Annotated in this window: 38 protein-coding genes and 1 pseudogene; 8 read left to right on the top strand and 31 right to left on the bottom strand. The window is 56.2% G+C overall.

Features of this window, described 5'->3' with window-relative positions:
* Positions 1–15 precede the first annotated feature (15 nt).
* The 29 genes and pseudogenes from IE087_RS17660 to IE087_RS17525 all read right to left on the bottom strand — a co-directional run bounded on the left by IE087_RS17660 (position 16) and on the right by IE087_RS17525 (position 17,262).
* Entirely contained in the window at positions 16–495 is a 480-nt protein-coding gene (locus IE087_RS17660; protein ID WP_189370693.1) for a hypothetical protein, read from the bottom strand.
* A 17-nt stretch (positions 496–512) separates the two neighbouring features.
* Positions 513–896, bottom strand: coding sequence for a hypothetical protein (locus IE087_RS17655; RefSeq protein WP_189370692.1), 384 nt, complete (start codon positions 894–896; stop codon positions 513–515).
* 3 nt (positions 897–899) lie between these two features.
* The gene (locus IE087_RS17650; protein WP_189370691.1) at positions 900–1,328 is read right to left on the bottom strand and encodes a hypothetical protein; all 429 of its coding nucleotides are present in this window, start codon (positions 1,326–1,328) and stop codon (positions 900–902) included.
* A gap of 155 nt (positions 1,329–1,483) precedes the next feature.
* Entirely contained in the window at positions 1,484–2,509 is a 1,026-nt protein-coding gene (locus IE087_RS17645) for a phage minor head protein (protein WP_189370690.1), read from the bottom strand.
* A gap of 2 nt (positions 2,510–2,511) precedes the next feature.
* Positions 2,512–2,898, bottom strand: coding sequence for a hypothetical protein (locus tag IE087_RS17640; RefSeq protein ID WP_189370689.1), 387 nt, complete (start codon positions 2,896–2,898; stop codon positions 2,512–2,514).
* The gene (locus tag IE087_RS17635) at positions 2,895–3,434 is read right to left on the bottom strand and encodes a DnaT-like ssDNA-binding protein (protein WP_189370688.1); all 540 of its coding nucleotides are present in this window, start codon (positions 3,432–3,434) and stop codon (positions 2,895–2,897) included. Before IE087_RS17635 ends, IE087_RS17640 begins: the two co-directional genes overlap by 4 nt.
* Positions 3,434–3,775: a hypothetical protein gene (locus IE087_RS17630; protein WP_189370687.1), complete on the bottom strand. Its 342-nt coding sequence runs from the start codon at positions 3,773–3,775 to the stop codon at positions 3,434–3,436. Before IE087_RS17630 ends, IE087_RS17635 begins: the two co-directional genes overlap by 1 nt.
* A gap of 53 nt (positions 3,776–3,828) precedes the next feature.
* On the bottom strand, positions 3,829–4,884 hold the full coding sequence (locus IE087_RS17625; protein WP_189370686.1) for a major capsid protein: 1,056 nt from the start codon (positions 4,882–4,884) through the stop codon (positions 3,829–3,831).
* Positions 4,885–4,900: 16 nt separating this feature from the next.
* A complete protein-coding gene (locus IE087_RS17620; protein ID WP_189370685.1) occupies positions 4,901–5,365 on the bottom strand; it encodes a hypothetical protein in 465 nt (154 codons plus the stop codon).
* Positions 5,362–6,525, bottom strand: coding sequence for a hypothetical protein (locus IE087_RS17615; RefSeq protein ID WP_189370684.1), 1,164 nt, complete (start codon positions 6,523–6,525; stop codon positions 5,362–5,364). The genes IE087_RS17620 and IE087_RS17615 overlap by 4 nt, the downstream gene beginning before the upstream one ends.
* 8 nt (positions 6,526–6,533) lie before the next feature.
* On the bottom strand, positions 6,534–7,808 hold the full coding sequence (locus IE087_RS17610) for an anti-CBASS protein Acb1 family protein (protein WP_189370683.1): 1,275 nt from the start codon (positions 7,806–7,808) through the stop codon (positions 6,534–6,536).
* Entirely contained in the window at positions 7,805–9,232 is a 1,428-nt protein-coding gene (locus tag IE087_RS17605; RefSeq protein WP_189370682.1) for a PBSX family phage terminase large subunit, read from the bottom strand. The genes IE087_RS17610 and IE087_RS17605 overlap by 4 nt, the downstream gene beginning before the upstream one ends.
* Entirely contained in the window at positions 9,216–9,488 is a 273-nt protein-coding gene (locus IE087_RS17600; RefSeq protein ID WP_189370681.1) for a hypothetical protein, read from the bottom strand. Before IE087_RS17600 ends, IE087_RS17605 begins: the two co-directional genes overlap by 17 nt.
* A gap of 331 nt (positions 9,489–9,819) precedes the next feature.
* Positions 9,820–11,295, bottom strand: coding sequence for a hypothetical protein (locus IE087_RS17595; RefSeq protein WP_189370680.1), 1,476 nt, complete (start codon positions 11,293–11,295; stop codon positions 9,820–9,822).
* Positions 11,296–11,344: 49 nt separating this feature from the next.
* Entirely contained in the window at positions 11,345–11,884 is a 540-nt protein-coding gene (locus tag IE087_RS17590; RefSeq protein WP_189370679.1) for a hypothetical protein, read from the bottom strand.
* Positions 11,868–12,080, bottom strand: a complete 213-nt coding sequence (locus tag IE087_RS17585) for a hypothetical protein (RefSeq protein ID WP_189370678.1) — start codon at positions 12,078–12,080, stop codon at positions 11,868–11,870. The genes IE087_RS17590 and IE087_RS17585 overlap by 17 nt, the downstream gene beginning before the upstream one ends.
* On the bottom strand, positions 12,077–12,253 hold the full coding sequence (locus IE087_RS17580; protein ID WP_189370677.1) for a hypothetical protein: 177 nt from the start codon (positions 12,251–12,253) through the stop codon (positions 12,077–12,079). Before IE087_RS17580 ends, IE087_RS17585 begins: the two co-directional genes overlap by 4 nt.
* Positions 12,253–12,621, bottom strand: coding sequence for a helix-turn-helix domain-containing protein (locus tag IE087_RS17575; protein WP_189370676.1), 369 nt, complete (start codon positions 12,619–12,621; stop codon positions 12,253–12,255). Before IE087_RS17575 ends, IE087_RS17580 begins: the two co-directional genes overlap by 1 nt.
* Entirely contained in the window at positions 12,618–13,154 is a 537-nt protein-coding gene (locus IE087_RS17570) for a hypothetical protein (RefSeq protein ID WP_189370675.1), read from the bottom strand. The genes IE087_RS17575 and IE087_RS17570 overlap by 4 nt, the downstream gene beginning before the upstream one ends.
* Positions 13,129–14,265 (bottom strand): DUF1376 domain-containing protein, encoded by a 1,137-nt coding sequence (locus IE087_RS17565; protein ID WP_189370674.1) that lies wholly within the window; start codon positions 14,263–14,265, stop codon positions 13,129–13,131. The genes IE087_RS17570 and IE087_RS17565 overlap by 26 nt, the downstream gene beginning before the upstream one ends.
* Positions 14,262–14,642 (bottom strand): DUF1064 domain-containing protein, encoded by a 381-nt coding sequence (locus IE087_RS17560; RefSeq protein WP_189370673.1) that lies wholly within the window; start codon positions 14,640–14,642, stop codon positions 14,262–14,264. Before IE087_RS17560 ends, IE087_RS17565 begins: the two co-directional genes overlap by 4 nt.
* Positions 14,639–14,845, bottom strand: a complete 207-nt coding sequence (locus IE087_RS17555; RefSeq protein WP_189370672.1) for a hypothetical protein — start codon at positions 14,843–14,845, stop codon at positions 14,639–14,641. Before IE087_RS17555 ends, IE087_RS17560 begins: the two co-directional genes overlap by 4 nt.
* A gap of 151 nt (positions 14,846–14,996) precedes the next feature.
* Positions 14,997–15,164, bottom strand: a complete 168-nt coding sequence (locus IE087_RS17550) for a hypothetical protein (RefSeq protein WP_189370671.1) — start codon at positions 15,162–15,164, stop codon at positions 14,997–14,999.
* On the bottom strand, positions 15,161–15,670 hold the full coding sequence (locus tag IE087_RS17545; RefSeq protein WP_229801454.1) for an HNH endonuclease: 510 nt from the start codon (positions 15,668–15,670) through the stop codon (positions 15,161–15,163). The genes IE087_RS17550 and IE087_RS17545 overlap by 4 nt, the downstream gene beginning before the upstream one ends.
* 17 nt (positions 15,671–15,687) lie before the next feature.
* The gene (locus tag IE087_RS23595; RefSeq protein WP_229801453.1) at positions 15,688–15,960 is read right to left on the bottom strand and encodes a DUF2312 domain-containing protein; all 273 of its coding nucleotides are present in this window, start codon (positions 15,958–15,960) and stop codon (positions 15,688–15,690) included.
* A 201-nt stretch (positions 15,961–16,161) separates the two neighbouring features.
* Positions 16,162–16,323: pseudogene (locus tag IE087_RS23590) on the bottom strand (DNA translocase FtsK); the annotation flags it as partial.
* 35 nt (positions 16,324–16,358) lie between these two features.
* Positions 16,359–16,772, bottom strand: a complete 414-nt coding sequence (locus IE087_RS17535; protein WP_189370668.1) for a hypothetical protein — start codon at positions 16,770–16,772, stop codon at positions 16,359–16,361.
* Positions 16,773–16,810: 38 nt separating this feature from the next.
* A complete protein-coding gene (locus tag IE087_RS17530; RefSeq protein ID WP_189370667.1) occupies positions 16,811–17,059 on the bottom strand; it encodes an Lrp/AsnC family transcriptional regulator in 249 nt (82 codons plus the stop codon).
* Entirely contained in the window at positions 17,056–17,262 is a 207-nt protein-coding gene (locus IE087_RS17525; RefSeq protein ID WP_189370666.1) for a hypothetical protein, read from the bottom strand. The genes IE087_RS17530 and IE087_RS17525 overlap by 4 nt, the downstream gene beginning before the upstream one ends.
* A gap of 361 nt (positions 17,263–17,623) precedes the next feature.
* On the opposite strand from IE087_RS17525, the gene IE087_RS17520 reads away from it, so the two are divergent.
* From IE087_RS17520 to IE087_RS17510, 3 genes are all read left to right on the top strand, one after another.
* Positions 17,624–18,244, top strand: a complete 621-nt coding sequence (locus tag IE087_RS17520) for a type VI secretion system-associated protein TagO (RefSeq protein ID WP_189370665.1) — start codon at positions 17,624–17,626, stop codon at positions 18,242–18,244.
* A gap of 132 nt (positions 18,245–18,376) precedes the next feature.
* Entirely contained in the window at positions 18,377–18,652 is a 276-nt protein-coding gene (locus IE087_RS17515; RefSeq protein ID WP_189370664.1) for a hypothetical protein, read from the top strand.
* 12 nt (positions 18,653–18,664) lie between these two features.
* Positions 18,665–18,979: a hypothetical protein gene (locus IE087_RS17510; protein WP_189370663.1), complete on the top strand. Its 315-nt coding sequence runs from the start codon at positions 18,665–18,667 to the stop codon at positions 18,977–18,979.
* Between the two features lie 58 nt (positions 18,980–19,037).
* Here the strand turns inward: IE087_RS17510 and IE087_RS17505 are convergent, their stop codons facing one another.
* Positions 19,038–19,265 carry a hypothetical protein gene (locus IE087_RS17505; protein ID WP_189370662.1) on the bottom strand — a complete coding sequence of 76 codons (228 nt, stop codon included), beginning with the start codon at positions 19,263–19,265 and terminating at the stop codon, positions 19,038–19,040.
* 89 nt (positions 19,266–19,354) lie between these two features.
* On the opposite strand from IE087_RS17505, the gene IE087_RS17500 reads away from it, so the two are divergent.
* Complete coding sequence (locus IE087_RS17500) at positions 19,355–19,684, top strand: helix-turn-helix domain-containing protein (RefSeq protein WP_189370661.1); 330 nt, start codon at positions 19,355–19,357, stop codon at positions 19,682–19,684.
* Between the two features lie 142 nt (positions 19,685–19,826).
* Positions 19,827–20,519 (top strand): hypothetical protein, encoded by a 693-nt coding sequence (locus IE087_RS17495; protein ID WP_189370660.1) that lies wholly within the window; start codon positions 19,827–19,829, stop codon positions 20,517–20,519.
* On the opposite strand, the gene IE087_RS17490 is transcribed toward IE087_RS17495, so the two are convergent.
* Entirely contained in the window at positions 20,487–21,176 is a 690-nt protein-coding gene (locus IE087_RS17490) for a hypothetical protein (RefSeq protein ID WP_189370659.1), read from the bottom strand. The genes IE087_RS17495 and IE087_RS17490 overlap by 33 nt on opposite strands.
* A 207-nt stretch (positions 21,177–21,383) precedes the next feature.
* Between IE087_RS17490 and IE087_RS17485 the strand changes: the two genes are divergently transcribed.
* The 3 genes from IE087_RS17485 (at position 21,384) to IE087_RS17475 (ending at position 24,266) form a co-directional block, all read left to right on the top strand.
* Positions 21,384–21,665, top strand: a complete 282-nt coding sequence (locus IE087_RS17485) for a hypothetical protein (protein WP_189370658.1) — start codon at positions 21,384–21,386, stop codon at positions 21,663–21,665.
* A 307-nt stretch (positions 21,666–21,972) separates the two neighbouring features.
* On the top strand, positions 21,973–23,022 hold the full coding sequence (locus tag IE087_RS17480) for a coiled-coil domain-containing protein (RefSeq protein WP_189370657.1): 1,050 nt from the start codon (positions 21,973–21,975) through the stop codon (positions 23,020–23,022).
* Complete coding sequence (locus IE087_RS17475; RefSeq protein WP_189370656.1) at positions 23,019–24,266, top strand: PD-(D/E)XK nuclease-like domain-containing protein; 1,248 nt, start codon at positions 23,019–23,021, stop codon at positions 24,264–24,266. The genes IE087_RS17480 and IE087_RS17475 overlap by 4 nt, the downstream gene beginning before the upstream one ends.
* The last annotated feature ends 2 nt before the right edge of the window (positions 24,267–24,268 follow it).

The raw sequence follows: 24,268 nt of genomic DNA, 5'->3' as shown, positions 1-24,268 counted from the left end.
TCTCAGAAATGTCCATTATGCCGCCGCCACTTCAACGATGTTGGAATTGATCTCTACCGTTGCCTGACGCATGCGGGTCGTGTTCGCGGAACCACCTTGGTCCTGCCACGACATCACCAGACCCACGAAGTAGTGCGTCGTACCGGTTGTTCCGCCGTCTGGGATATCGTCGTAGACGACGCGGAATGCGAAGTTGTTGGTGCTGCTTTCTGCTGCTCGCATCGCCGCTTGGCCGGCATCGCCCGGAAGGCTGGCAAAGACGTTTTGCATCGAGCCAGCATTGCGCGTGCCCTTCTGTTTTGCATCGCGATTTCGGTTGATCAGCTGTGTGGTGATCAACTCTGCTGTGTCGCCCTTGGATCCAGCCGTTTCCCAGCCATCGACCTCAACCCACGTTTCGGCGGAGAAGTCGGTGGCAATAAAATCGTTGGCCTGCGTTTCAGTTGCACCGCCAATGTAAAACTTTGCCCCGGCGACGGGGAATAGATCGCTCATTTTTGCCTCCTGGGCTGCTAGGTGTAGAACCGGCCACGGATGATGACCGGAAGGTGGAAGCTACCCGCTTCCGAAAACTGTGCGCGCACAGACGGCGCTTCGATGATCGTCACACCGCCAAAACGTTGAACTGGCCGAAACCATGCGATGATCTGCTCGGCGATGGTGTTCGCCTCAGTCGTCAATTCGTGTTGCTTGGTCTCGATGCGAGCAACCATTTCCGCATCGCCTTGTGAGCACCCGCCAATCGTTCTTGTGGTCTGCGCGGCAGCCGGAAACTGGACGACAATGCGCGGCTTAGCCTCGACGATCTTGTCGTTCGGATAGGCAATGGCTGGACGATCAGGCATGGCTTGCAGTCGCGCCAAGAGCGCGTTCTGTGCGTCGATAACCGTTGCCATTGATCAGTCCTGAAACTTCGCTGCCGACAAGTCGATCTGGGCCTGCCAGCCACCGTTGCTGTTCAGCGCCTCGCGCACCATGAACCGGCCCGGAAAATTGACCGTCCCGTACTCAATCGCCTGCGCGTACTCGGCGGTGAAGGCAAACAAGATGCTGTCGCCGGCCTCAAACCCAGCCAACCCAGCGACGTATGCGTTCTCGCCCTCGCCAACCTGCGACCCGTTGAGGCTCGAAATCATAGTGTTGATTAGGACACCTTCGTCCACCGGCACCTTGCCGACTTCAAAACTGCCGCCCGTTTCCTTCACAGATGGCTGCCGCCGAGACATTGCCTTGAACTTCACTTGCGCCGCATCCGCGACGACCAAACCGGCATTGCGCTTGGCCTTCTCCGACCAGTTGCGCACCTGTGCGGCGAAACTCTGTGTCATCTAGCGCGATAGCTTGACGGAAGCTGCGACCCATTCGCCCAACGCTCGGGCACATTTGTTCCTTTCCATCTCAGACAAGAAGGGCGTGAGAAACACGGCAGCGCACGTCGCAACCCGCAAGCGCCAAATCGAATACGTGTATGTCACCTGTTGTTTCATCTCGCCAAACTCACAAAATCTATTTCTGGCCGCACACCGCACCGGCAGTTCACCAGTTCTTCCGCTGGCGCGCCTAAACTGCCGTCGCCCGGGTACATCATCAGCGCACCTGACGGGCTCTGAAACGCAATACCAAAAGGAACCTCCTGCCCATTCATTGCCCGGTGCGTGTCCCTCGTTCGCAAACTTGGTGTCGACTGCCACACCAGCTTGACCGCCGTTGGCGGCACCTGTCCGCTGTCGACCATCTGCATCACAGCCTCATTTCGTCCTGCGGAAAACGCGTTGTGAGCCTCCGTGCGTGCGATGCGCCGACCGCGCGTCTGCAAGAGCCGGTCGGCATAGCGTCCGGTGATCTTGTCGATTTCACGGCTAGATAGCGCACGTTCCTCACGTATCGCTTTCAGTACCGTTCGATCAAAACGCCCGTCACGACGTTTGCGCCGAAGGTAACCCCGCATACTTGCCGGATCGCTCAGTTCATCCCGCGCGCGAGCCACTGCGGATGCCTGCTTGCTGTGCAGGCCAATGACACCGCCTTTGCGCTGGTTGCCCTGTGTGGTGCCGATGAGGCGGCGTGCGATCTTGTCGGCGCCTGCGCCATCAGCGATGCCCTGTTGCACGGTTTCGCGAACCAAGGTCCGCTGATCCTCGGTTACCTCACTGATGAAGCGCGCGCCCCGGTCCCGCGTCCACTGTTCGGCGCGCGGGTTTCTCTGGTCAAATCGGACGATGAGGTTAGTGCCCTCCGGCCCCGCCTTTTTTGGCAACTGTGTGAGCTGCCAGATTGCCCCCTGTCGGAACGCATCTTCAATTCGAGCATCGAGAGGTGCGAAGAACTCACGACCGAGACGAATGGCCTGCACTACTCCTTCAACGTCGCCGCGTTCGATGGCGGCAATGATCAGGTCACGTTGAGCCGTCGATCGCACGTCAGCCATGGCCTCTGCAAAGGCGCGTGCAAGAGTGGGCTCAATCTTGGCCAATTCCGCCTGAAACGCTGCGAGTGTTTGCCTTGCCATGCCTACCCTGTAACCGGCCTGCCACCACGGGCATGCACTTTCCACATGAGGGTTACCCCGCCCGGCGCGACACGGTCAACGCCTTCGATTTCGTATTCGATATTGTCAACGATGATGCTGTCATCGTTTCGCGGGTCTGTTTCGCCCTCAGACAAGATAAACTTGGTGTCACCGGACTGCACGTTGCCTGACGCCAATTCCTTTGTCGTGAACTGACTGATCATTGCCGTGAACGTGAACGTCTGGTCCGGACCTAGCGTTGGTGGCGTGGTGCTTTCATCAAGCACGCCGCGGCGGCTGATGGTAGCCTCAAGTTTGCCTGCGCCGGTTTCATCGCCGACTTCGCCAAGAGCCGCTGCAATTTCTGCCGCGATGGCTGCCCCGCTCACCCGAATACCCCGAGATATGTGGTGTCGTAGTCCTTCACATCGCGCACATCCTCGGCAAGAAGTCCGATGATCGTATCGAGTGCACCCATGACCAGTGTTCGGTGGGCATCGATGCTGGAACCCTCAGCACCGGTGTGTGTCCACGCAATGACGTCTGCCTTTGTCAGCGTCTTGGCGTTTGCCATGTTGACCGAAGGGTTCAGGATGCCCGCGCTTTGAAGCTCGGCCCATGCCAGCATGTGCTGGGAGCGGATCAGTTCTGCCGGGATTTCGGCATCGCCGATAGCATCGCCCGATCCATCAGAGGCACCGGAACGCGGCCATGAAAGTGCCTGAGCGCGACCGTGTGTTTTACGGCCCACCCAAGGTAGAGAGTCAAGGTAAATGACGGCACGACGGATTGCGGCTTCCTGCGATGGAACGTCCTTTGCAGACGCAGCCCCCTGAAAGTCCACCTGCCACTGCTCGAAAGTGGGCTGATCCGCCCAGCCGTCAGCATTGGCAACGTTCGTGCCGTCCTCGACCGTGATTGGCATCAGGCCGCTGCAGCTTTCTTGGCTTTGATAGCCGTGAGCAGATCGTCATCAGACATCTCGTCGGTGAACTCGACGCTGTTGTCAGTGGCCTGTTGCTCCAAGCCCTGCCGCTTTTTGGTCTTGGGTTTTCCGGTCGGCTCGGAAGTCTGAACCGCAGCTGCTGGTGTAGCAACTGTCAGATGTTGGGCCTCCATACGCTGCTCGGCCTCAGCCAAGTCCGAGGTTCCAAAGCGCGACCAATGACCCGGCGCCGGAGTGTTCAGTGTCAGCGTCGAACCCGGCATGATCATCACCTTGTCGATCTTGAGGCCAAGACCGGTCACGAAGAACTGGTTTTTCATGTTCTATTCCTTTCTTGATGCGCTGACCCGAACAAGTCAGGCCAGCTGACTGATCAGGCGATGGCGCGTGCGTACATCACACCGGACTTGCCGGTTTGATCGACGCGGATTTCAAGGCCAACGTTTGCCCATGTCAGGTAGTTGTAGGCATCCATCGGGTTCGCGCGGAACAGAGGCACCGTCGAAACGGCCATGCCCACCAGCGGACGGATGAACCGGGTATTCAGCACCACCCCAACGATCTCGTTGCCCGAAAGCATGCGATCGACCTTGATGTCCTCGACGCCTGCCAGTTCTTTGAGAACTGTCATGATCGTCTTGCCGGAATCGCCAGCATCCGTGCCGTAGAAGCGCTGGAAGTTGGTTTCGATCTCCGCCGAAATGTAGAACGTGATGTTCTCGCCGACGTTGTTGTCCACGCGTAGCGTCTTCACCAGTTGGATGAACGCATCTCGGATCTGACTTGGTGTGGCGGCAGCCGATGCAAAGTTGATGTTCAGACCGCCGGCGCCGAGATTAATATCGACGGTCTTGGTCGACGTCTTGATCCCGGTTGCCTGTGTACCATTGAAGGTGATCAGCTGACCTTCTTCGTCAAGCGCACCATCATAGATGTGTTCGGCCATACTATCGAGGACAGTGCGGTTCGAATTCGCCTGGTCGTCGACAAGGCCGTCGAACGCTTCTGTCCGCTGGCTTTGCATCTCCATCCAGTCGCGACCAAAGCCGTCCTGGTGGATGACCTTGATCGTGCTGTCATAGTCGTAACCGGCTTTATCGATATCAACCACAGCACGGCCCGTCAGCGAACGCACGGCCTTGCCGCTATCCGACACACGACGGTGAATGCTTTCGATCTTGCCGACCGCAAGTGAACGCGCCAGGGGCAGCAGATCAGTGAGCAGGACAAGGTTGTTTGCGCGCATCAGCTCGACCTGTTGGCGGTCAAACTCCTGCGCCACGTCACGCGGCAGAACGGCAGCGTCGTTGCCCATCATCTGGGCGTTGTGACGGTTCACGAGCGTGCGCGTGTTGCCGACAAACGCAGCTTGCGCAGCGTGGTTGCGCTGAGCGGCCCATTCAGGGCGCTCGGGATCAAAATAGAGCATGTGAGTGCCTTTCTGGTTAGACCGTCGCGTTCACGCCGGTTGGGTTGTAGCGCGCCTTGATGCGTGCCGTTGCGCCCGTGGTGGTCATTGCCTCTTGGGCGGTAAACAACGCCTCAGACACACCGCCAGCGGGAGTTGCCTTCACCGAGCCATCTCCATTTGAAGAAAGCGACGCGCCTTTTGCGATCGTCTGGCCCGCCGCGAGGATCAGATTGTAGGATTTGCCAACCTCGGGCGTGAACGCGGGGTGCGATTGGCCGGTGGTCAGTGTGTCGGTGACCAACTTTTGACCAATGGTATCCATGTCGATCACGTGGATGTCGCCACCCACGTCGGCTGTGGAATGGGCCTGCCATTCGTTCGCGTCGATCTCGACCAAATGACCACCCACGAGAGTTTGGCCGTCCTTGATGATGGCCTCACGCATCAGCGGTTTGACCGTCTCAACAGGACCGGCGAATACAACGTTTGCCGTGGTCATTGCTTCGCACCTCCGGCAAGAGGATTGAACACGTCGGAACCATCATCGTTGCCGATGCCGAACATGCCCCCTGCAAGTGGTGCAGCCTTCTTGGTGTTCGTGGCTTCGTGCATCTTCAGGACGGCATTCAGCGCAACCTCATCCATAGCTTTGGCCACGTCTTCGGTCATGCCGTCGATCTTAGCTTCGACCACCTTGTTCACAAAATCGGCCTTCTTTGCCTCGGCAGCAGCCTTGGCGTTTTCAGCGGCCTCGTTTTGGTTTTTGACCAGCGTGCCAATGGAGTCGGAAATCGTACCCAACGCTTCGTTGATCTTGGTTTGACCTTCCTCGAGGGCGTTCACCTTCGCGGATAGCTCGTTCAGCTGTTTGTCATCAGCCATTTCAGCATCTCCTTTGTTTGCTGAGGTTTCCCGCCCGTAGAAGTCGGTGAAGACTTCCATCATTGCGGATTTGATGCGCTCCATCATGGGCGCCTTGACCAGCTTCTCAGCGGCGCGAACTGCTGACTCTGCTGCCCAGTCGAGTTCACGTTCAGCGTCCTCGTAGATGCTGTTGATGACCTCGATTTTCTCTTGTTCGCCTGCGGAATTGACGAGCATGCCAACGCCCTGTTCTGGCGTCGCCGCCCCCTGCTCATCCAGCAGAATGGCGTCGTGATCGAATTCCATGTTACGGGCTACGTGGCTGTAATCGACGTCGCCGTTCGCGGCGTCGAGATTGCACAATAGGCCGGTTGACGTGTGGATAGGGTCGCCGTTTTCGATCGCCGCGAGGGTCTCACGACCCTTTGCTGTCTCATTGGCGCGCTCAACGTCGATAACCTTGTCGATCAGAACGCGATTGCGGCCATCGCCCATCTTTTCCTGACGCACGTTCTCGTTCCACGCGCCGATCCACCCCAGATTAATGCCCTCGGGATCACTGGCCGATACAAAGGCACCGTTGATAGACGGATGGCCCGCGGGAGCCGGTTTCCTGTTAAGCGTCATGTACGATTTGGCGATCTCATCCGCCGGATACATGATGTTGTTCATCACCACGTCATCGGGCAGCGTCGCACTCGGCACAATGATCACATCGCGCCCGTTCCGCTCAGTTCGACGCACAGCTGATGTGTTGACCGCAGTGCGGACATTCACGCGAACGCGCTTGCTCATGTTGTCACCTATTCGGTTTCGATGTCGTCGTCGTCATCGAGCAGGCTGGGCAGATTGCCTTCGTAGCCTGCTTCCTCGCGGATCTCCGATGCGGAGAACACCGGTTGATCATCGACATTGGTCTGCGTGTTGTTGATGTCGGACATTGTCTTTGCCCGCTCCATCTTGGACTTGGGCGTGTCATCCGACAGGCTGTCCCACTCGATGGACCAACCGGATTGCAGTGCACCAAGCATTTCCAGTTTCTCGAGGAACATGCGGATCGAAGGAATGGTCCAGCGATTGCGCCGTGCCATGATCGTGTTGTTCCACTCGTTGGCGTCCTCGGTGCTGGCCCGCTCTCCCGTCTGCATACCGACAAGAATCTTGGTTGGCATGGACCGGCCAGCGGCAAACGCCTGCAGCGGGATGTCGAAGAATTCCTTCGGCTGCGGCAGCGCAATCGAAAACGTCCCCACCTTCATGCCCTGGGTGATGAAGGAACTGTCAAAGCCCGCGTTCACCTTCTTGGCCTTGTCATCCAGCGCCTCTTGGAAAGATTTACCGCTGGCGTCTTCAACCGCCTTTTTAAAGGTGTCGAAGTTGGTTTCCTTGTCGATCTCGATGTTCAACCGAGCGGCTGCAGTCTTCCAGAACCCCTCACCACCTGCGCCGCTGATCTTCTCCATATCCAACAGGTTGTTGTAGCCGCTGAGCAGCGAGGACTTGGCCTTGACCGTGCCATCTGACGACCAGACAAACACCCGATCCGGATGTACAACGACAGAGCGTTGGGCGCCTTCTGTCTGCATCGCCGCTTCGTGGAACGTGAACAGCCGGGGCTTGCCATATTTATCGGCGTCTGTCTGTTCCAGATGCCATTCCGAAACCTTGAGCTGCTCCGACCACGCGGGCACCAACTCGACAATGTCATCCAGCGAAACCGAGCCATCCACAGGCTGATCGAACGTCTTGCCATCCGCGACCCGAATGACGAAACCAGCATAGCCACTGACCTGCGCGTACTCATCGATGTCAGACAGCTTGTCCCAGAACCCAAGGCGCTCAAAAGCGTCTGCGAGGTCCGCAATCTCACTCTCACCAGACAGGATTGCCGGTAGGTTCTGGAACGTCTTTTCCGTCGTCTTCTTGACCGCAGCCTTGGCCAGGTCGTTGCGCTCGTACATGTGGTGCAGATGTTCGAACGTAACCAGCTTGGGATAGCCGAAGTCTGTGTAGTGGTCGTGCTTGGTTCCGGCGGCAAAGACCTTCTCGAAGAACTGTTTGATCGAGAAGTGCTTCACAAGAACACCTGGGCTGTGGGTCGCAAACGCTGAACAGGGAAAAACACCATCATGGTCGCGTCACCCCTATTGGGCGATGCAGCTCCATCCGGCTGTTTGTCGACCATGGTTTTGCCTTTTCCACTTGGTTTATGCTGCGGTTGCGAAAGCTCTTCCTCAAGCAACTCAAGATCTTCGATTTCCGGGTGAATGCTGATCATGTGATCCGCATCAAACGGTTTGCCGTTTCGGGCCTTGTGCGCGTTCTCAAACCTCTTCCGGAGTGAGAACCAACCTTGCGCTTTCAGGTTGTGGTACTGGTTCTTGTTCAGAGGGCTTTCCGGGTTCGTTGGTTCGACGCGTTCTTCCGGATTGAGAACCGCATCACCTCCCGACCAAGGAAAGAACTGCATGTTGTCAGGCTGCTCGCCGCGACGCCCCATCGACGCCCATTCTCCGGTAACACCCTCACCAACGCTCACGCTGTCGTAGTAGACTTCGTCTATGCCTTCATTGACAGCGATCCGAGCCGTTTTTTGCGTCGTGATGGCTGTGTCCAGACCATTCCATGTACTGAGCTTCGTCAGCTCAAGCCCTTTGCGGCGAGCCATTGCATTCTCGTCACCGCCCTCTTCACCGCCAGCGACATCCAATGCGGCATACTTTTTCCCCGTGATCTCCAAGCCCAAGTCCTGCGCGAGCCCGATGGCTGATCGAATCCATGCCGCGGGAATGACGACCTTGGACCCAATGTTTTCGTACTCACCCAACCAGGTGTGACCAAACCCATCAGGGTTGTTTTCGAGGTCATCTTTAGCCTCACAAAGAAGTTCAACAGGCAGGAACGGATTGTCCGTGTAGTTGGCCCTGACGACAATTGCGTCCTCTCGTTTGCCCTTACCACTTCGCAAGAGCTTTTCGACTGGATCGCCGCGTCGACGAGGGTTCCAAGTGAACCAGATTTGTGACCCCGCAGCGCGAATTGTCGGCCGCAACAGATCAAGGCTGCGTTGAGAAAGGCTTTGTGCTTCCTCGACCCACGCAATCTTAAACCCTTCGAGCGATTTCACACTGTCCGCGGTGTGGTCCTGCATCCCCTGAAAGATGCACATCCCCGATCCGTCGATGCGTTCAATATGGGTCTTTAGAACCCGGAACAGATGTGAAACCCCGAACGCGACGATCTTCGCTTCAATCAGCTTCTTTGCTGACAGAGTAAGAGACTTTTGAATCTCGCGGACGCAGACAACGCTGCAATCAGGGTCGGCGATCATTTCCTCGACCACCATCCCGGCAAACTCATGGGACTTACCTGACCCCCTACCGCCCCACGCTCCTTTGTATCGGACGACACGTCCAACAGCAGTTTCACTTGCTTGGAGCGGTATGGCCCAACGAGGTGTGTCTATTTCCAGCTCAAGCTGGTCTTCACTCCCCCGTTCCATCAGACTTCGGATCAACCACTCGACGTGTTATCACCTGCGGCGTCATACTCTTGTCACTGGACCTGTGATCGATCAGCTGCTCGGGTGAACCAAGGCCGCGGTCTTGCGCATCCTTGATCAACTTCAAGATATTGGCGTTGATCATTTTGATCGCAGCCTTGTCCCCTGCTTCTTCAGCCTCTTCAAGCTCACGCTCAAGGCTCGCGAGCATGCGGTTGTGCAACCTTGTTGCGCGCTCCGCGTTTTCAATTTCCAAGCGACGCTGCTCTGACGTCTTGCCTTGCGGATTTGGCCTATCCCCGACCTTGAACCGGGTGGCCGGGCTGGGGTTTGGGTTTGCCATCACGTTCCTCTCCGAGGTCCAACCCACCTGCGACGCTGCCACGTCTTCCCCGCCGCAGGCATTGCACGGGGTTCAGGCGGGTTGGATTGGGTTATGGGATACCGGGCTTTCCCCGGCGCGGTTTCATGGGTCTAACCCCCAAAAAGAAAGGCCCGGCGTGCTATGCACCCGAGCCTATCGCGCAACTCTTCCGAGTATGCCAAGATTTGTGCCGGAAAATGGGGAATTGGTCAAGCGTTTACTTCTACTTCGATCCCGGCGGTTTTGGATTCACCAACCCTTCAAGCCGATTGACCAATGCGTCGACGTCAGTGCCTGGTAATTTCGAAGCACCTGCCTTCGCCGGTTCCAGCGGATCAGCCAAGATGATCTTCAGGAAATTTCGAACCTCGCTGCTGCTATCCAGCCGTTCTTTGGAAAGAAGCGCCATGGCGGCCAGCTTATTCTCCCATGATCGACGTTCGTTCACCGCTGACATCAAGAGACGTTGGAAGATGCCGATTACAAGCACAGCCAAGAGGATGATCGCGGTTCGTACAACTATGACATCCCAGTTGGTGCGTGAAACACTCTCGAGTTGATCCTTGATCTCAGCCAATTGTAAAAGAAAGTCGTTTTTGTTGTCTTGCTTCTCAGTGACGTTGATTTGAGCGTCGTTTATCCGCCTACGTATTTCTGAGACTGCATCGATCTCCAAACTGAAATCTGCTTCACGGAATGCAGCAACAAGATCTGATGCTGCCGGACGCTCCCTTAAAAAAGACGCCGCTGGATCAATGTCCAAAGTCGACTTTAGAGTGTCTAGTTTGGCAGCGATGGCGCTACTTACTGTACGCAAATCACCACTTATCTGGAAGTAATCAGAGCTCAGTACAATCGGAGAGCTTTCGATTTTCGAGATCAACCGAGTGGTTTGTCTTGTCGATGAGCCCTCAAACACCGCTTGGAACATTGCAATTGCTGTGACACCTGTAACGAACATTGCGACTGTGAAAACGAGAATTCTGAGTTCCGCTCCAGAAATTGCTCGGCGGGCCATCGCTTCAAACCTTACAATGCTCGCTATTGGTTGAGCACCGTTAGACGCTGAGTTTCGTGGCTGGCCACCATCAGTGCCTACGGCTGAAGAAAGTTGACTCCATAAAAACAACCCAGACGCCAACCAGGCTCTAGTAAGGCCGATATACGTTGAGATCAAATAAAGAATGATTGGGATCAACAGAAGTAAGAAAACGTAACCCAGAGCATCCCAGACGCTGACACTGTAACCCAAGAACTCCACAGACGTGGAAAGGAATCCTGACGGCCTGCCGAATGTTCTGCCTATTGAGTTGCTTGAAACATGATGAAGTCTCGAGACCAAGTGCCCCAGAAACTCGAGGAAAATCAACATCGAATATAGACGCAAGATTCCGGCTTTTTCGACTCGCCAGTCTAAAGGATCCTCAACCAATCGGCGAATTCCCCAGTAAATCTTGAGAGAAAAGTACCCCAAGATGAGCGTGCCAAACAGCATGAACACGTAAGTTGGTAGCCACACGCCCAAGCGTGTACCTCCAAAACCCAACAAGTTGGATCCAGTAAAACTGTTATGCGTGTCGACAGCCGCTACAAGGAATTGCACCCTCGCGTACGATGCAAAAAAGAACAGACCCGGCAGCGAAACAGCTGTAATCAAAAACCAGAAAAGCGCACTTCTAACGTCTTGTTCATTCGTCATCAAAAAACACCTCAATCAAACAGTGTTTTGATAGCAAACAAATCTGATTTCACCAACGACAACGTACCATAGCGATCATATCATCAACTGCCTGTCGCTTGCTGTACTTGATCCGATCTCGCGAAAACCCAGTCACCAGACGCACGCGCTTGTCCGACAACCCCGACGCCCGCAGGAACACGGCTTTTCGGATATCCGCCCAATCCCCTTTGTCGACCAGTGCATGACGGTGATACAGCGCCAGAACCGCCTCCGAGCGCGTCACTGACCATGCGTCAGGCATTGGCTGCCGGGATTCCACTTCCGGCATTTCCTCAAGCTCACCACGCAGATACGCCGCCACCTTGTGCCAGACGGTCACCTCGTCGATGCCCTCCGGCATGGCAGACTTACCTGGCCAGTTCTGGAACGGCGGGCCCCGGTATGCGACAGAGGCCACTGACACTGCATCACACAGTAGCGCCCACATGATTGCCCGGTCGTCTAGCGGGTCTCCGCGCCTGATCTGTTGCCGTGCCAGATCTTCGCCTGTCTTGCGGGCCCGTACCCAATCCAACGCTATGATGTCCTGCTCAAGAACTGCTGCCACCCTCCGGCCTCCCATACTGCCTGATTGCCTCTGAAATGATTGCCTGCCGCGTCCAGTCGTCAGTCACATCGTCCGGATCGATCACCACCACGCCCAGTTCGTGGAATAACTCCCGGCGAGCGGCGTGGTTGCGGTCTCGATCGCTGGTTGGGTTGGTTGCTGGGCCGCGGGCGTAGATGGGGCTGACGAGGGTCATGGAGCCTCACCTTCATCAGAGACAAATTCCCACTTTACTGTGCAGGCCAAATCTTCCGCCTCTGGCATCTGTGAGAACGCATCGGCCAACTTGCCCGAAAATTCTTCAGCTGTCGCAGAGTCGTCGATCGCGAAAGCAGTTAAGATGACCCGAAAGTACCCGCCTTCTGCCATCACCCGTGCCCCCTCATGCTCTTGAACCCAACGGCCCCATGCCGAAAGAACTTGGGCTTGCGGCACTTCTGCTCTGCTATGACCGTCAGGTGGTAGACGCGTTCTGCGACTTGCTCGTCCTCAGCCTCGCGCTCAAGAACCCGGCTTTTTGCGTGCTGGACTGTCGAGTGATCGCGGTCGAAGAAGACTCCGATTTGTGGGAAAGAAAACCGTCCACTTCGATGAAGCGCGGTCATTGCCTCCTGTCTTGGCCAAGCAAGGCGCCGATCGCGTTTGTGGGACAAAAGGTCTTCCACGGACACGCGGGCCAGCGCCGCCGTCTCGTTGATTACTTCGCGGGCCGCAGTTGGGATACTCAATCTGTTCACGCTGCATCCTCCTGTGATTTGCCATTCAGAATTGCGTCAATCTCGGCTTGCGCCTGCGCTTCTGTCAGCCCCATCGATTCCCGCATGATCGGGTTGCGCAGGCGGCTGATGCGGATGTCGTCGGGGTGTCGGCGGGCCGAGTACGGAACACGCTGGCTGGCCGTGTGCCCTGCCCCCGCATCGATGTCAGACGGTGCTACCGTTGGCGGTGCTGCCTGGATGTCGGCGATGCGCTTGGCCGTGAAGCCTGCTTCCTGCATGATTTCCGACGCCCTGTCTTTGCCGCAGGGCCTTCGATCAGGCGCCTCGATCTGAGGCGGCCCCGGGTTCTGGACCGCGTGCAAGGCATCATTCCGAAACGCCACCAGAGGTGCGATCACATCGGCCAGTTCAGACCATGCAGGCCAGAACTTCCAAGTCTTCACCAAGAGCGCGTGATGCACGCAGTCTTTCGGAAAATCGAGCAGCCGCTTCGTGTACGCCTCGAGCGTCAACAGGGCGTCGAACTCAGTGGCCTTGCGCTTGATCGTCATCGTATCCAGTTCGCCCAACCAAGCGTAGATTTCCGTCTCCGTCGCCGGGACCATCTCGCTGCGAATGATCGCCTCCAAGGCTGGGCACTGGTTGGTTGACCGGGTCGCGTACATCCGGCCCTTGTGCCAATTCAGCGACACGCCGAGCTGCGACGCTTGCGATCGAATTGCCTGGTCCGTTTCGTGAGGTGCTGGCATGGCTGCCTCCTGTCGTTGCGGTTGGGGTGATCGGGGAAAGTGCTTGCTGGTCACGCTGACCGGCGTATCGGGCCATGGCCTTCGAAAAGTAGCTGAAACCATTTGGTGGTCCGTCTGGCTTTCGGGCTATGACCTCGGCTGCGACGGTGACGATTTCGTCGTCGGTCATCTGCAGATCAGATTTCCACCGAGAGACCACCAGCATGTCGGAAGCCGTGCCGAGCATCTGCCCACCATGCCCGGTTAGGCCAGACTGCGGATCGACCTTGCAGACGACAAGCAGCCTGCCCCTCAGATTCACGTCATTCGGAACCGATTGGTTTCCATCATCAGGAAAAGGCAGATCGTCAGTCTCGCGCGTACCCGCGTCATCACCAATCATATATGTTGGGTCTTTGGGATGGTTTATCCCCGGTAGGTTCCCCGGTTCATCCCGGGTGGTATCCCCGGTTAATCGTGGGTCATTTGTTTTCAATGACTTGCCGGGATTTTCGATATCTTTTCTGCCGAAAGAAGGCGCGTCAGAAAAGTTCGATTTATCTCGACTTAATTTGCACGCCTCGCATTTTCGGACGTGTTGAGCGGTGCACCACTGCTCAGTCTGACGCGCTTCTTCAGTCAGTTTTTTACTCGTGAGGACACCGTCCAACTCATCCATGAGTGGAAGGATCGATGGTCCAATCTGGCTGTTCCACTTGCGGACGCTCACACGGGCAATGCGTGCCAACTTCTTGCTATCGGCTGGCAGACTGCAATCAGGCCGCTTCCACATCGCGTAGAGAACCAGGTGATAGGCTCCGATTTCCTCGGCGCTCAGTTCCATCGTGTCCCGCAGGAACCTGTCAGCCCACATGGGGACCGGACGCTTTCCCCGTGCCTTTGAGGGCGAGAAACCGCATTGAAGGTCGCTCATACTTCGCGAACCTCCACGCCTTGAGCAGCTGCCACAGCCCGCCGAACCTCGTAGTCCCGCGTGGGACTCCCTTTCGCATCCTCCCAAATGGTGAGCCCGGTACATAGTTCGACGTACTGGAAATCGACGGTGATCCGCATTTGGCGACCTGTCCGCGTCCTGAGTGGCCCGCTCCGACCCTCAAGCATCAAAGGCACCTGTAGGCGCAATTCGGCGATCACACCGGCCTTCTGTAGTGCCAAGAGTTCCGCGTATCGCTTAGCCTCGCGCTTGGAATCGAACTTGATTCCGTGCACGGTCGTCTTCTCAGCGCCGTACTTGTTCTTGGGCTTGGCCAGCACTCGTTTGAGATCGGCGGCGCGGATGCGTTCTGTCACTCCTCGTCCCCCCTCTCCACATACGCCATGACACCCTCAGGCCCTGCAAAGTGCCTGAGCCCGGCAACGGTCACTTTTAGATGGTGGGCCAGATCGTTGAGCCCCGCAGCTGTCAGGGTCTCTTGCGCGCGGTCAGAGGCCGCGAGTGCGTCACCAATGTGGTCACGGGCTTCGGGAATGGCTGCAAAGTCACGCTTGGTCATCACCACCTCCAAATTCGATGCCACCAGCGGCGGCGACCGCGCATGAGCACGTTGAGGGTTGCCTCTCGTGCCTTGGCTGTCGCCTCATGCTGGGCCCGGGTGTCACGACGACGCTTGGCGTCTTGAACGGCTGCAAGGGCCTGATTTCGGTTCATGTTCGCGCTCGCCGCTGCAGTTCCACACGGCGTCGGGCAATCGCCTCGGCAACCTCGGACGTTGGCTCCTCACCACGAAGGCGGAATCCGTCGACCATGCCGCCGAGTTCTTCCAACGAGGTGCATGAGTCGATCTTGTCGAAGATGTGCGGGTCTGGGGTCATGTGACGTGCCCCCAACTGCGGCCCATCGCAATGCTAACTACTGTCGCTCGGTGAAGACCGTACTTTTCCTCAATCTCAACAACACGACGACCGCTGCCCGGCAACTTGATCGCGCGATACTCCCGCCTGATTTCGCGGACATCATCCTCAGTGACCTTTGCCTTTGGATTATTTACGCCTCTGACCGTAGTGCCGTGGGTACAGCGGTCATCGCTGTTGTCCTGCCGAGTAGCCCAACGCAGATTGGAATAGTGTGCGTTTAAGCGGGAACCATCATTGTGTGCCACCTCCATCTTTGAGCCAGCAGCTGGCCCGAGAAACGACTCTGCGACCAATTGGTGCGCCGCTACGTGGCGTGCGCGACCCGTATCATCCCTAAGTACGTACGACGGGTAACCATCGGTGTTGATGTATCCTTTCAGTCGGCGCTTGTTCTTTATGCAGCGAACATCACCGGATTCAGAAACCTCAAACCGGGAAAAGTCGGGCAAGGGGCGCCAATTCATTTTCCGCGCGGAGGTGATCATAGACCTACTGCCTCCGCATACATTTCGAAAACTGCGCCTTCCTCGGCTCGTTGGTCAGCATCTTTTTTGCGCTCGGAAATGACCTTTTTCAGCGTTTTCACGCAGTATCCACGCGCCTTAGCCTCTGCCATGACCTCCTTTTGACTGTCCGCTATGTCCTTTTTCTCGGCCTCGAGCCGTTCGAAACGTTCGACAAAGCTGCGAAGTTCGTCGGCGGTGACGCGGTACGATTGGTTGTTGTGATCGCGAAAGTCGGGATCTTCCTTCATAGGTGCCCGACCCTTGCGCGCATTCTCTTCCATTTTGGATCGGGCTTCGTCGGCCCCAAGTTCGAGCGCCGGAAGAGAGCGCAAACCCTCAACAATCGCATTCAGCAAAATAGGTGCTGCTTCCTCACCGGCTATGTCGGTGATTTCTTGGCGGATACGTAGTGCAGATCGTAAATCTTCGCGGCTTCGGACTTCTCGTTTCCCAACGTGATTTGCCTTGGATACGATTCCCAAGACTTCCATGCGTTCAACGATGCGCGCTGCCGCGTTGTATCCGATGGCGAGTTTGCATTGAATGAAGCTAGTCGAGCACTTGTTTTCTGCCCAAACGAGTTCGACGGCCAAGCGGAACTGTTGCTCCATTTCTGGTGTGAGTGTGGCTTCCGAATGATCAAGCATCAAATCATCCTCGCTCTGCGCATTGCCGCGACTTCCTCAGCCGCGTAGTCGGCCATGGTTTTCACTTTGGGTAAGTTGTGTGTTGTCGGCGCAGGCTTCCGTGCCTTCGAACGCCTTGGTTTTCTGCGGCGCGCGCGCGTGAAATTCGGATCAACCCTGAAGCATATCCCAAGAGCCTTCGCTCTGGTCCGCACGAGTTCCGAAGAACACCCAATGCGATCGGCAGCTTCCCTGAGAGTGCAGCCAGCCTTTTGGGCGTCTATAAACACGTCGTCCTCGAATGACTTTTTGCGCCCCCGCCCGATCGCGACCGGCAGGCGAATGTTCTCACGCATGGCAGCACGGAGAATGGTTGTCTGGTGAAAGCCAGTGAGTTCCGCAATTTCGACTGCGTTCAAGCCGTCGCTGGCCATCTGGCGAACCACATCCGGATTTACAAACCGACGTGCCATCACCAATACCCCGCCATGACAGAGGCTCGTGACTCACCGCTGAACTCCACGTCTTCGCGTACGACCTTGTTGCAGGCGTTGGTGCAGGCACTGGTTGTCATTCCGACGTTGGTCGCAATCTCGGGCCAGCGGCGACCATCAGTCCTTTGATCCAGCGCCGCGAGGATTTGCTCATCGTGTGAACGTGGGAAGGTTCGAACCCTACAGACAGCCGGCAGTTTGATGTGGTCGGGACATGTGGTGGTCATGTCGGCTCACCCTCTTCTGTCTCGGGTATTGGCTTGGATTTCTCGCCTTCGATCGAACAGCTGACGATGCGGTTGCGCATAGATGGATCAACGACGAGCAGGCAGTGAGACGGCGCGTCTCTCAACCTGACCTCGGTCCGCGCGATAAGCGTGCACGACCCCATCCAGTTGAAGGACAAACAGACAAGGAAAACAGCGGTCATGCGGCTTGCCTTTGATGCTGCTTAGCGTCACAGTAATTCCCGCTATGGTGGAGGGTTTGTTGAATGGATTGGCTTTGGATTGCGCTTTTCATTTGGGGGGTTTGCGCAGTTGCAACCGCCTCAGCCGCAACAAAGCGTGGCCGCGATGAAATGGTATGGTTCGTCCTTGGGTTGATCTTTGGCGTATTCGCCCTGTTTGCCGTCTTGATCCTTGGACGTAAGCAAAAAGTACGGTAGCGCACCGCTGAGACCGAGGGTGACGGCCCTCTTTCAATGGGTGAGATGCATCGCTTCATCATCCTTGCCCCCGATGCTGAATCGCGTCAAAGTTGCGCCCGGTTTGGTAGAAGGGTAATTTTTGATGAAGCGATTGATTGGTTTTGGCGCGTTTGCGCTGTTCTCGGGGCCGGTTTGGGCGGAGGAGTGCACAAACATCCACACCGATAGCGAACGGCTTGCCTGCTACGATGCGGCAGCTGGGTATGTTGCCGAAACCGCCATCGACACATCCGAAGACCGGCCAGAAATTCCAAGGCATTGGTCTGTTGAAACGTCCACTTCCGCACTTGCAGACACCACTGATGTATTCATCAGCACGTCGGCAGATGCGGCGACCACCTGCCGTTCGTTTGGCGGTGGTAGCTCTATTCCGAGACTGTTTTTGAGGTGCCAGGAAGACACGACGTCCATCTACGTCGTGACCAACTGTCAAATGACAAGCGGCATCTCTGGATACGGACGCGTAGACTACAGGCTTGACAAAGATCCTGCGGCCCATACCGAAATGACCGCAAGCACCAGCAGCTCGGCGTTGGGTCATTGGCGCGGAGCGCAGGCCATCCCGTTCATCAAGCGAATGCTTGGCAAGGAAAGAATGCTGGTGCGCTTCACGCCGTTTAGCCAGAACGCACAAGAATTCGCCTTCGACATCAGCGGCATCGATGAGGTGATTACACCCCTCAGAGAAAGCTGTGGTTGGTAAACCTAAAGCCGATTTGACAAAACCAAAAAAGGATTTCTGATGAACCGATACACGACTGTTGGCGCTATTTGCGTGGCCCTGTCGCTGCTTGCCGCATGCGCAGGCCCTATTGAAAGCCGCACGCGTTTGCCGATGACCGATGCCCAGATTCAAACCGTTCAGAACTCGGTCACACACAACTTCAAAGATCCGAACTCCGCGCAGTTTCGTAAGCTCAGATGGTTCGAAAATCGACACGCCGACGGCACCATCAGCAATACAGTCTGCGGTGAAGTGAACGCGAAAAACTCGTTTGGCGGGTTTGTTGGTTTCAGCCCCTTCGCGGGTCGGATGAACGGTGGTCAGTTCGTTCTCTATGGAGTGGCAAGACCGGGAAGCATCGCGTTCAACAGCCTTTGCCCGGTTTGATGAGGTGACGAGGTGAGTGAACTCAAAGGGCAAGCCGCGATTGATCATTTGCTCGACCGCCTTGACCAGATCGAAACCACGGCGTTCGCAAACCGTATGATCTTAATGATCGTACTGCGCGGATTGATAGACGCACAGGTGTTCAACAAATCTGGTCTAGCAGCGCGGCTACGGCTAACCGCTGACAGATTCCCCGCTTCAGAAATCAGAGACGAACTGCTCGTTTTGGGCCAGCAGCTCGAAGAAGGAGACGATCCGTTCGATCCCGCCGACCCTCCTTCCCGGCTAAAACCCGCACCATCCGATGACGGCACCAATCCCGGTTGAGGCTTCGCGATAATCTCAGCGCAGGCCTGCTGTACGGCTTTGGACAGGTCGTTGCGGGTCATGTGGCACCTGCGTCCAACGTCGCCTCCTGATCAGCGAGGTAGTCAGAAAGCCTTTGCATAGTCTCCGGCGTGGCCGTTCCCTTCTCAAGAACCCCAAGCGCGTGAATTTGAACACCCGCTTTTCGACACATGTAGGTTGGACTGACCTTTGCTGCCGCCATGTGTTCGCGTGCACGTTCCAGTAGCTCAAGGCAGTGTTTTTTATGTTGCTCGATGTACTGCATACTCGCAGTAGTAGATTTTAAATAATCCGCCCGCAATGAATTTTTTAAAATCCGTGCATGTATTTTCAAAAATCTATAGGTTGCGGCGCATGACTGCCAAGTTTGACGAAGCAAAGATGCGCATCCGCCTGAAAGAGGCTGTGGACGCTAACGACATGTCTCAAAACGAGATTTCCCGCCGCTCTGGAAACAGCGTGAGCTATGTATCAGGCGTCATCAATGGATCCCGCGACCCTCAGGTGTCAAAGCTGGTAAGCGTGTGTGACGTGCTTGGAGTTAGCCTGATTTGGCTTCTGTACGGGTTTGATGTGCCTGAAGGCGCTGATGAGATTCTTCAGCATGTGGCTGAAAAGCCAGAGCAGACCGATGCGGTAATTTCTTTGCTTCGCGCCCAACAGCCCGCCGCTGATCAGGACTGATTGCCTCAATCAGTCGCGTCAATTCCCTAACAGTAACCAATTTGCGTTCCCCAAACATCGCCTTCACTCGTAATGCGAGAAAACGTGACGCATCACTTGCGCGCAGGTCAAGCCAGTGTGTATCTTATTAGTTGCACTAGGATTGGATTTTGCATTTATGGATAACCTCCCGTTAGTCTTTAGGAACAATTTTCTCCGCTACTTTGAGTTGTCGCAGTATGAATCATTTAGAAGCCTTAGCTTAGCATCACAGTCGTCAGCAGCTCGCGCTCAAAAGATTGCGGATGGGGAGTTCGACAAATCCAGCGTCGGACCTGGCATATTCACTATCGACAGGATGTGCAGAAACTTGGGATGCACGCCAAACGATTTACTGGGCTACTCAACACCTTCCTCATCCGCGCCAACAGCAGAACGGATCGGTGAGCCAACAGTTGAAAAGCTTGTACAGTGCTACGTTAGGTCCGCAGGCCACATTAGCGGTTTTTCAGACTACTTGCACTACTGTCAAATTTACGACGAACCAAAAGACGAGCGAATTTTCCTCAAGGTGTCTGGACGCCTTGCTTTAGCGTCCAGAGCTGCCAACACTACTGATGTGGGATACCTGCAAGACCAGTTCTTCAAGTTTGATGCAGAAACTCGGCGGGCGATCTATGATGGGCAGCGTACAGCATGGGAGAATGGTTTTGGAGTTGAGGCGGTCTTTTTGAACCACCCCATGCCAGAAAGAGGAAAGCGCGCGAAGTTTGACTTTCTGCGCGCCGCATTCAAGACAACAATGGCGGACAACTCCAAGGGTCTAGTTGTCTGGTGTACTGTCGTCGACCAATAGCCTCTTTATGCTGTAGCTCAATGCTTGGAAGTCCGTGCGCGCGAGGAATGGAACCCATTCCGGGCACCCACCAGGAAATGGGCAATTGTCCCATTCCCAGATGAAAGGGCGGCTGGACAGGAATCCGAACGTCTGTGGCGCGCCGCGAATGAACTGCTTATCACGCATAAAACAATAGCTGTAATCAGCACGAAAATCACTGAACACCCGATGCTGCCCGTAGTAGCAAAAAAGGCGCATAATGTGGTTTGAGTTGAGGTTCTTCGAGCCGTTCTTCGGCGATATCAAATCACCCCAATACGCTGTCTTTCCTGCAATCGGTGTTGCTGTTTGTGCCGTTCTGCCGGTTGGTGCCATCGGCACTCCATAGGTTGGTTGCGAAGTACGGCGGTAGTAAGAGTCAAACGTCTCATCTCCCAAGTCGTCAAACCGAACACCTGTGCCTGCGTAAACTTCGCCCTTTTTCATCGCAAACATCCAAAAAGCATTCGTTCTCGTGAACGCGACTCGCCGCGGGTCTAGCGGCAACGTCGAATAGTCGCGATTGGTGCTCTCGAGAAGCTCGAACGCCTGGTCGGGCTCATAGATCATCAAAAGCTCCAAGCCCTGCTCCTCCAACGCCGTCAAACAGTCGACGGCGAGTCGCTCACGCTCCATCGGCCCCACAACGCATCCTTCCAATGCTTCGTTCCCACTAAAGCAACATACATCAGGCGCGAATTGCTAAAATCGAATTTTTCAAAATCCATTTCTTGACTTTGGATTTTTTAAAATCTACCATTGAGTTGTCGCCGAAGATGCACAGGCCAGCCCGGGCACCGTCCCAACAGGCAGCGGATCGCGACAGTAACAAGGAGACGATTCATGCTCGACGCCATCCACAACACAGTCGTGACGCCATGGCCCACACACCCTGGCCACGTTGCGGAGTACGACCTTGAGACAGACGACGCGCATGTATCCGTGGTCACGTTTGAGACGGCACATGACGAGACACTTGATGGCCGCGAATTTGCCTATGCCCGCCTAATCGGCGGCAAGTTCGGCCCCTACCTTCTGGATCGGGAAATGCTGGTCAGCGCCTTTGGTGAGTATGCCGTTTCGCAATGCGAGGCGTACCTGACGGATCACGAGGTGTCGGTATGACCGACTGCCCTAAATGCGGATCGTGGAACCCGTGTCAGAAATACAATTGCAGCCATCCCGGAAAGCACATTCTGGCACGGAAAAAAAGCAATGGGACAGCTAGGGGTTTTGTAGTCTGCTTCTACGCTTCGGCTCTCGGAATAGCGTTCCTTATCGCCTTCGCAGTGCTGACATGAGGATCGCCGTCATAGCCCTCGCCTTTGCGCTGGCAGGCGGTCTGGCCGCTGTGCTGAGCGCGGCGACGTTTCACCCACATCAACCCATCCCTGCCCCGCGTTACTGCGGGACGTGCTGAGAGGTATCTACGATGAACCAACTCGCGACAATCGAAGGCCCGAAGCTGCCGGAGTTCTATGGCAAGCCCGGTGAAATCGAACGGATCATCTCTGAAATCGAAAAAGAGGTTGAGTCACAGGTTTCGGATGTAACGACCGCAAAGGGTCGAAAGAATATCGCCAGCCTCGCGCACAAGATCGCACGATCAAAAACTGCCTTGGATAAGGCGGGCAAAGAGCTGAACGACAAGAAGCGCGCAGCCATCAATGCCGTTGATGCGGAACGTCGTGTCGTCAGGGAACGTCTCGATGCGCTGAAAGCGACTGTTCGCAAGCCCCTTGATGAATGGGAGGCCGCAGAGCAGGCACGTATCGCCACCCTCAAGGCGCGACTGTCAGCCTTCGCATGGAAGGACGGGTATCGGGATGCTTCGTCGTCCGATCTAGCGGATGTGATTGCAACGCTGGACGCAATTCCAATCGACGATAGCTGGGATGAATTTCAGGATGAGGCTGCGACCAACAAGGAAAACTGCCTTTCTTCCCTGCGCTTTTCGTTGACCAGTGCTACTGAGCGCGAGCAACAGGCCGCCGAACTGGAACGCCTTCGTGCAGCCGAAGCTGCGCGCATTGCGAAAGAGCAAGAAGCGAAAGCTGAGGCCGAGCGAATTGAGTGGGAGCGTTCTGAAAAAGAGCGCTTGGAACGAGAGCGATTGGCGCAGGAAAAGGCCGAGCGCGAACGGACTGAGCGAATTGAACGCGAACGAGTTGAAGCTGCGGAGAAGGCTAAACAGGAGGCCGAGGATCAGGCTCGGCGAGATGCTAAGGAGGCGGAAGAACGCCACCAGCGCGAATTGGACGAGGCCAACGCCCGTGCCGAAGCTGCAGCCCAAGCAGAACGCGACCGAATTGCGGCGCAAGAACGCGTCCAGCGCGAAGCTGCGGAAAAACGGCGGCGTGACACCGAACATCGCGACCGCATTCTATCGGAAATTACCGCTGCTCTAATGCCGATCCCACGTGAGGATGTGGCAAAGGCGATGCTGGATGGCCGAATTCCACATGTGGAGGTCAAGCTATGACCGACCACGCCCTAGAACGTCTGTCCGAACGCTTCCCGGATCGCGACGCGCACGCCACACTCACGGAACTCTGCGAGGCGATCACATCCGGGACTGTCCTGCAACGGCACGAGGACATCAAAGCGGGGGAATGCGTCCTCGAAGTCTGGTTGCGCGATGGCACGGTCATTTTTCCGGCTATGGCGGACAATGGGGCGGTCAAGACCGTTCTGACCGAGGGCATGAGCCACCAGACGCCAACCGGCGCGGTGACGCTTGTCCGCACCGTTCTCGAGCCGGGTTTCCATCACTTCATCGCCGAGGATCGGTATCACGCTGATCACCTCCGCGCTGAACCATCCCTGTCCTCGACACTGGCCCGAAAGCTGGTCACGCAAAGCCCGCTTCACGTCTGGACGGCGCACCCCCGGATGAATCCGGATTTGGAACCCACGACCAAGAAGACGTTCGACGTGGGCAAGGCCGCGCACGCCTGCATTCTGCAGGGTCGGTCGAATTGGGCCGTATTCCCTGACGACGTTCTAGCGTCCAACGGTGCCGCCTCAACCAAAGCTGCCAAGGAATGGGAGGCGGACGTCCGCGCCAAAGGTCTCGTTCCGCTCAAGGCTGACCAAGAAAACGATATCCTCGCGATGTCCGCAAAGCTGGATGCAACGCTCAGCGCCTTGAATGTTTCGTTCTCACCGGACGACGCAGAGGTCGTTGCCATAGCTGAAATCGATGGTGCAACTTGCCGGGCCATGGTTGACCAGGCGCCAGCCGATCCATCCTTACCTTTGTACGACCTCAAAACCTGCGAAGACGCCAGCCCTGAGGCGTGCCTGCGATCGGTGATGAACTACGGGTACGATATTCAGGCTCGGCATTACCTCGATGTCTGGCGTGCTGCCACGGGTGAGGATCGCGCGTTCCGGTTCGTCTTTCAGGAAAAGACCGCGCCCTATGAGGTGTGTGTGATTGAGTTGTCCAGTCTGGACCTCGAACTCGCGGCAATGAAAACTGAGCGCGCACGCCAGATTTGGAAACTCTGCCTCGAGCAAGGTCACTGGCCGGGATACCCGCGCAACGTCCACACGCTTGAAGTACCCGAGTTCTACCACGCCAAATTCACGGCTCGGAAGGCTGAGCAGGACGCACGGCGATCTGCGACTGGCAAGGATGTCTATGCCAAGACCGCCAGCTTTCAGGCGCCGTTTCCCACACCTGACAACACGATTTCTGCAACTGAGATTTTTGGAGACTGATT

Origin of the sequence: Tateyamaria omphalii, assembly GCF_014651375.1 — a bacterium.
Classification (GTDB): Bacteria; Pseudomonadota; Alphaproteobacteria; order Rhodobacterales; family Rhodobacteraceae; genus Tateyamaria; species Tateyamaria omphalii.
The sequence above is the reverse complement of the archived record's forward strand: the minus strand, read 5'-3'. Positions and strand labels throughout refer to the sequence as shown.